The organism is Peribacillus sp. NPDC060253 (assembly GCF_042727425.1).
Taxonomy (GTDB): Bacteria; Bacillota; Bacilli; order Bacillales; family DSM-1321; genus Peribacillus.
Map to the genome: position 1 here is coordinate 1 of NZ_JBHXAS010000191.1, position 6,119 is coordinate 6,119.

Annotated in this window: 4 protein-coding genes and 1 pseudogene; 2 read left to right on the forward strand and 3 right to left on the reverse strand. The window is 35.2% G+C overall.

All coding sequences use genetic code 11. From position 1 onward, the window contains the following. Nucleotides 1–144: 144 nt before the first annotated feature. On the forward strand, nt 145–1,455 hold the full coding sequence (locus ACFWE9_RS25485) for a CitMHS family transporter (RefSeq protein WP_377359445.1): 1,311 nt from the start codon (nt 145–147) through the stop codon (nt 1,453–1,455). A gap of 94 nt (nt 1,456–1,549) precedes the next feature. Here ACFWE9_RS25485 and yyaC read toward each other — a convergent pair whose 3' ends face one another. The 3 genes and pseudogenes from yyaC to ACFWE9_RS25500 all read right to left on the reverse strand — a co-directional run. Next, a complete protein-coding gene (gene yyaC, locus ACFWE9_RS25490) occupies nt 1,550–2,083 on the reverse strand; it encodes a spore protease YyaC (RefSeq protein ID WP_377359442.1) in 534 nt (177 codons plus the stop codon). Nucleotides 2,084–2,658: 575 nt separating this feature from the next. Beyond that, a complete protein-coding gene (locus ACFWE9_RS25495; protein ID WP_230162734.1) occupies nt 2,659–2,895 on the reverse strand; it encodes a hypothetical protein in 237 nt (78 codons plus the stop codon). A gap of 254 nt (nt 2,896–3,149) precedes the next feature. Further along, nucleotides 3,150–3,638, reverse strand: a pseudogene (locus tag ACFWE9_RS25500) (transposase); the annotation flags it as partial. A gap of 1,016 nt (nt 3,639–4,654) precedes the next feature. Between ACFWE9_RS25500 and ACFWE9_RS25505 the strand changes: the two are divergent. Beyond that, nucleotides 4,655–5,419, forward strand: coding sequence for a hypothetical protein (locus ACFWE9_RS25505; RefSeq protein WP_230162736.1), 765 nt, complete (start codon nt 4,655–4,657; stop codon nt 5,417–5,419). The last annotated feature ends 700 nt before the right edge of the window (nt 5,420–6,119 follow it).

Below are 6,119 nucleotides of genomic sequence, written 5' to 3' on the forward strand. Positions count from 1 at the left end.
GTATTTCACTTATTTTAAGAAATGAACTATTCTAAAAATAGAAACCAAATCAACAGGGAAACAGAAAATATTATATAATGTTTTTTAACTATTCAAACTTTTTATCCGATTTGTAAGCGGTTTCTTTAATAGGAGGGGATTCATATTCTTACGTTACTTGGAGTTTCAATGGTCGTTGTCTTTACTTATTTAATCATGTCTAAACGGTTATCACCTGTTAATTCTCTTGTGGTCATTCCAATTATCTTTGCATTAATTGGCGGATTTGGTCCAGAGCTCGGAGATATGATGCTCGATGGAATAAAGGTTGTCGCACCTTCAGCCGCTTTGCTATTGTTCGCTATTTTGTTTTTCGGAGTTCTGATTGACGCTGGATTATTTGATCCACTTATTAAAACCATGTTAAAAATTGTAAAAGGGGATCCGGTTAAAATAGCGATAGGAACAGCAGTAATCGCAATGACCGTTGCCTTAGATGGTGATGGTACCACGACTCATATGATTACGATTTCCGCTATGCTGCCTCTTTACTTACGACTTGGTATGAATCCACTTATTCTTGCCACTATTTCTATGCTGGCTGTCAGTATTATGAGTGGTATGACTCCTTGGGGAGGACCTGCAACAAGAGCAATAGCATCTTTAGGTCTCGATGCAAATGAATTCTTTGTCCCGATTATCCCAACACTATTCGCAGGTATTGCAGCTATTCTTTTTACCGCTTATGTACTTGGGAAAAAAGAGCGCAAAAGGCTTGGTGTTGTACATATCAAAGCTGCACCTGAAATGAAAGGAGCTCTTGCTGAAGCAGCGGTAGCTTCCGCCATACAAGACGATTTAAAGCGCCCTAAATTAATATGGATCAATCTTTTGTTGACGCTCACGGTTATGGTCATTCTTGTAATGGGCTTCGTACCGGTACCTGTGTTGTTTCTAATCGGGTTTGTGCTTGCTTCAATCATTAATTACCCTAATCTAGAACAGCAAAAAGAGCGAATCGTGTCACATGCAGGAAACGCAATAACCGTCGTCACATTAGTATTTGCGGCTGGTATTTTCACAGGGATCTTTTCCGGAACGAAAATGGTAGACGCCATTGCAAATTCATTAGTGGCCATCATTCCGGATTCTTTAGGCTCTTTTTTACCGATGGTCGTTGCGTTCACCAGCATGCCATTTACGTTCGTTTTATCCAATGATGCTTACTACTTTGGTGTTTTGCCAATTCTTGCAGAAGCAGGAGAAGCTTATGGAGTGAGTCCTTTAGAAATTGCCAGAGCTTCCGTACTGGGCCAGCCTGTACATTTCTTAAGTCCACTCGTGGCATCGACTCTTTTACTAGTAGGGATGGTAAAAACAGATATCGGGGAACTACAGCGGTATGCATTTAAATGGGCACTAATTTGTTCATTAGTCCTTATCATTGTTGCTATCTTGTCAGGGGCTATTATTTAAGTACAATGTTATCTAATAAATTCTTCGAACCTTAAACAAAGTAGGGCTGTGCCAAAACTAATTATTATTAGTGGTTTTGGCACAGCCCATTCTTTTATTTAATTCCAGAAGTCTCGCCGCTAGCTTGAAAAATTATTTTTACGATTGTTTTCGCAAGGTTCATAACCGTGTATAGACGAGTATCATTTAAAAATTGCATGGTTGGCAGCGGATCTATATAATTGACCATTCCTGTAATATGATAATCTCCCACTTCCGGCAATACTTTTTTTAAAGCTTTCCCTGGGACAAGAGGTCCATCCTTCAAGAAAACATGACCGACCTGGTTTTGATTCCCTAAACAAGCATCCACACTAAAAATAAGAGGCTTTTTGAATTGTTTTTTAATTTCTTTCAACGTGTCTTTTAAATTAAATGCATGAACGGGATTTTCCAAAGTACCGTAAACACGATAAGGCACCGTATGTTCTTTAAGCATTGTCCCAACTAAAGGGCCTAATGAATCCCCAACTGATCGGTCTGAACCAATGCACAGAAAGATTACATCTTCATTTTGACATCCAGAAGATTGAATAATCTCTTTGACTTTTAATGCTAAGCAGTTTATTTCTTCGCCTTTTGGTTCCACAGAACAAATTGCTCCTCTTCTTGTAAATTAGACTCATCTTAATTCCCCTTTGTTCTATTATACGAACAAAAAGGACATGATGCATGTAAATATAAGCATATGCTTGAGAATGATAGCTAACACTCTGAAAAATGGCAGTAATTCAAAACATGCCCTTTAATTTATTTGGCGAGGAAGTGGGAGTTGGTTTACAACTAGAAAACGTAAATACCCCTAAATGAAATTTTTCAATATGATATAAATAATATTAGCAGACATTCCCAATATATTACACAAAGGATTTACAGATTGATTGCCCGAATAGCTTAAGTGTAACTTTTCACAATTAATCTTAAATTAGTATGCCTACTGTTCATAATTCCTCAACAATCTGGTCCAATTGTTGAATAAAGATCAAACAGCACTCTTTAACTATCCTGCCCCGTTAGTTCAATAAGAAAAGGAGCTGCTGATCAGCTCCTGGTATTGAAGTAAAGCACCTGTTAGCTTAACAAGGGAGGTTTTTTATTAGAGTTATCATATGAAGGTTTGGAATATAAATTTCACAGCCATCCATAGTGTTTGAAGCTAAAAGTTCATTCGGGAAGTTCCAGCCATTTAGATGCAATATTAGTTAGCATAGGTTTTACATTAGATTCAGATGATTCATCTATATCAAGAAAAACTTTGTACATATTATTAATTTTCCAATACTTTTCTATTTCAGAAACAGACATGAAAACTTTATAATTAGCAGCAAATTTTTTAAAATCATCTAAGTGTTTGTTAGTTTCTTCTGAATTACCTGCCTCAAGAAATAATGTAAATTTCATAAGCAAAACTCCTTAAATATAGTAAAAGTTCGTCTTTTTAAAGTAAAATCCTTCTGCAACTAAACTGCCCCGTTAGTTGCATAAAGAAAGAGCTGCCTTAAAGACAGCTCCGACCTTCAGCTAAACTAGCTAATAGGATGTCAATATCTTTCTCTAAAATTTTCATTTCCCTTATGATATACTATTTTTGGCTATGCCAAATAACCCTCCAAAACCCTTTGGAAGGATTTTTCTCTGTTTCACAAAACCGTTAATTAGGATAAATCTAGGAACGTTTCTTTTCTCTTTAATAAAGCGTAAATCCAGTGAAGCAACTTATTAATACAGGCAACGATTGGCACTTTGGCAGGTTTTCCTTCTGATTTTTTCTTATCATAGAAGGCTTTAAGCTTTTTGTTCCTTGAACTTCTTATGCCGCAAAGTACGGCAAGATACAGAGAATGACGTAGTCTGCTCGAACCTCTTTTAGTAATATGATTAATGGTTGCCGTAAACTTACCCGAAGAGTGAACACTTGGATCTACTCCAGCGAAGGCAACCAGTTTTTTCGGATGATTAAACCGTTCGATTTCACCAATTTCAGAGATAATCGTAACTGCGATTTTTTCTCCTATAAAGGGAATCAATTGGATAATCTTATATTCTTCCATTTCATTTGCCAGGGCGGCTATATGATCTTCCAAATCAATTAGTTGCCCTACAAATTGCTGATTTAGCCCTGCCTCCAACATAAAACTCATCATAAAGATGGACTGAACTATAAAGGTGATTCCCACAATCCCATATATAAGTCATACTACAATAACCTATTGATTCTTCAAACAATCCTTCGATATGATCTATATGTATGGGCACAAGTTTTGCACGCTGTCCTGTTAATTCAGTTGATTCAATATCCAAAATTCCTCACCACTTTTCTTGTACCTATAAAAAAATATTAATTACCTTACAAGATCGGGTGCAATTGTTGAGTAAATAAATCCTAACTCCTCATTTATAACAATGAGAGATTGAGATTCTTAAATACAGGAATATTCTTTAGTTATAAATCTGGTTTTTCTGATGCTACCCTGTTAAGAAAATTGTTCGTAATGTATGATATTTTCACGAGATAAATATTTTTTTAGCTTTTGGTTGTTCATCTGGATCTGATTCAACAGCATCCTCTGCATGATAAATCGCACCATAGGCAGCACAGTTGTTTCCGGAAGGGGATAGCTAATCTAGCGTGCTTCTTTTTTTGGTGTTATGGTGTATCCCTCCTCCATTTAATTCATTAAAAATTATTCTCATGAATCAAACCATGATTTTAAATAGTTAATAAACTTTTTGGAAGCAGGAGAAATGATCTTAGCCCAACTAGAAATCATAAAGAAAATGGGAAAGGGTAAAGACCTAGGGATGGAAAAACAATTGCATGAAAGTAAAAAAACATTATATTTCAAATCTTTTATACAATGATTTTAATTGATATATGAAACGAAATTTGGGGCATCCATTAAATTGGATGCTTTTTTTATTGGGGGGAGATTATGAAATCAAGAGAGGTTAAAAAGAAGACTGTAAAGAAGAAAGTCGGTCTATCCTTTGATAACCGTTTTTTAATGAAGTATATTCTTTGTAATCTAGGCATACATTCTTACATGTTCACTAACAGTAAACGTTCCTTAATAGTCTTGTGAATAGTTTAGATTGAATAAATATCGGTGAATAGTCCCTTTTGTCGAATTTAGTAGTCAAATAGGAGGGAATGAAGCGTATGAAAATATCAGACGTAGGATTTAAAGGTCAAGTTTTTGGATTTATAAAGTTCACATCTTTTGTTGAAAGTTTCTTGTCTGGAGATTTATATATGAACAATTTCAAAAAGTATATTGATATGGAAAGTGCTTCGGGAGAAAAAGGTGTAGGAGACAAATTTGAAGCAGCACATGTTTTTACGGAATTAACAATGAATTTCTTTACTCAAGATACCCATGATTTAATAATGTCGGGGCGAACTAAAAAGATGAATTTTAGAAAAAATAAAAATGAAAAAAGACCATTATATTGTATGTTTGCAATTGTCGGCGATATGTTAAAAGTGGTAAAGGAGGATGAAAAGTATTACTATACCAAATTTGATTTACCTAAAGAACAAATCAATAAAATGATCAGGGAGTTCGGAGATAGATTAATTTTTGTTACCCCATCGCAATTTATTGACAGAATTACAAAAGCACTCAATGAAAAAGGTTATGCTTACAGAGGAGGGTTGGTAAAATATGATGATTATAACATCAATTCCTCAGCCAGGATGAGCTCTTATAAAAATCAAGGGACAGATATTTATTTCTGGAAAGATAAATACTTTGAAAATCAATATGAATATCGCATAGTTCTCACAGATCAGGAAGTTGACGAAGCTTTAATTGTGAACGTAGGTGATATTTCAGACATTAGTACTATATTTAATGCCAATGAATTTTTCAGTGATAAATTTGAAATAAGATTACGAAAGAAGGGAAATCTAAGCATCCATTAAATGGGGTGCTTTTATTTGCAGGTGGGAAAGAGATATTGAACTTTTTAAAGAATGAATTAGAAGAGTTAAAATAACCGCAATGTCTCGGGTTATTGCATCCACATCGTAAGGCAAAAAACATGAATGATAATAACTCATTTAAATTCACTAGTTTTGGTTTGTCTGTTTGGTTTATAAATACTCCCGATTCAGAAGATAATTTGGTCTTTACCGCAGGTTGGTTTTATAACATTGGAAAGATATAAAGATGGTGATATGTAGCAAATTCATGCTGGGCTTTGGACGATAGTAAGTGATAGTGATTATTCTAAAAAGAGGGAGACCAAGTCATCCAGATGACTTGGTCTCCCTTTTTTGATCTTTTTTTTATAAAAAAGAAGAGGCTAAGTAAACATACATGAATTTGATGTAGGTGTGGAATTATTTTTTATTAAATCTGGACTATTTTTCATATCTTCAATTTCAAAAACCTTTTCTAAATAAATTTCTGTAGTGGATAGCTGCTCATAGCCCAGACTTTTCATAATCTGCTAGACATCAACTCCATTTAAGTGAGAAATGATGGCAAAAGCATGCATAAATGTATGAGGTCCATAAGACCTAAATAAACCCTACATTTATTTCTGCGTGCGGGTGCTCGGCATCTTCGCGCGAGCGCACACCGGATCGCTGGCGATGTGCATGTTCGGCACCGCGCTGG

What these genes read in the sequence shown, in the direction of transcription:
- ACFWE9_RS25505 (WP_230162736.1), top strand. Translation starts at nt 4,655, where the DNA reads ATGAAAATATCAGACGTAGGATTTAAAGGTCAAGTTTTTGGATTTATA.
- ACFWE9_RS25495 (WP_230162734.1), bottom strand. Translation starts at nt 2,895, where the DNA reads ATGAAATTTACATTATTTCTTGAGGCAGGTAATTCAGAAGAAACTAAC.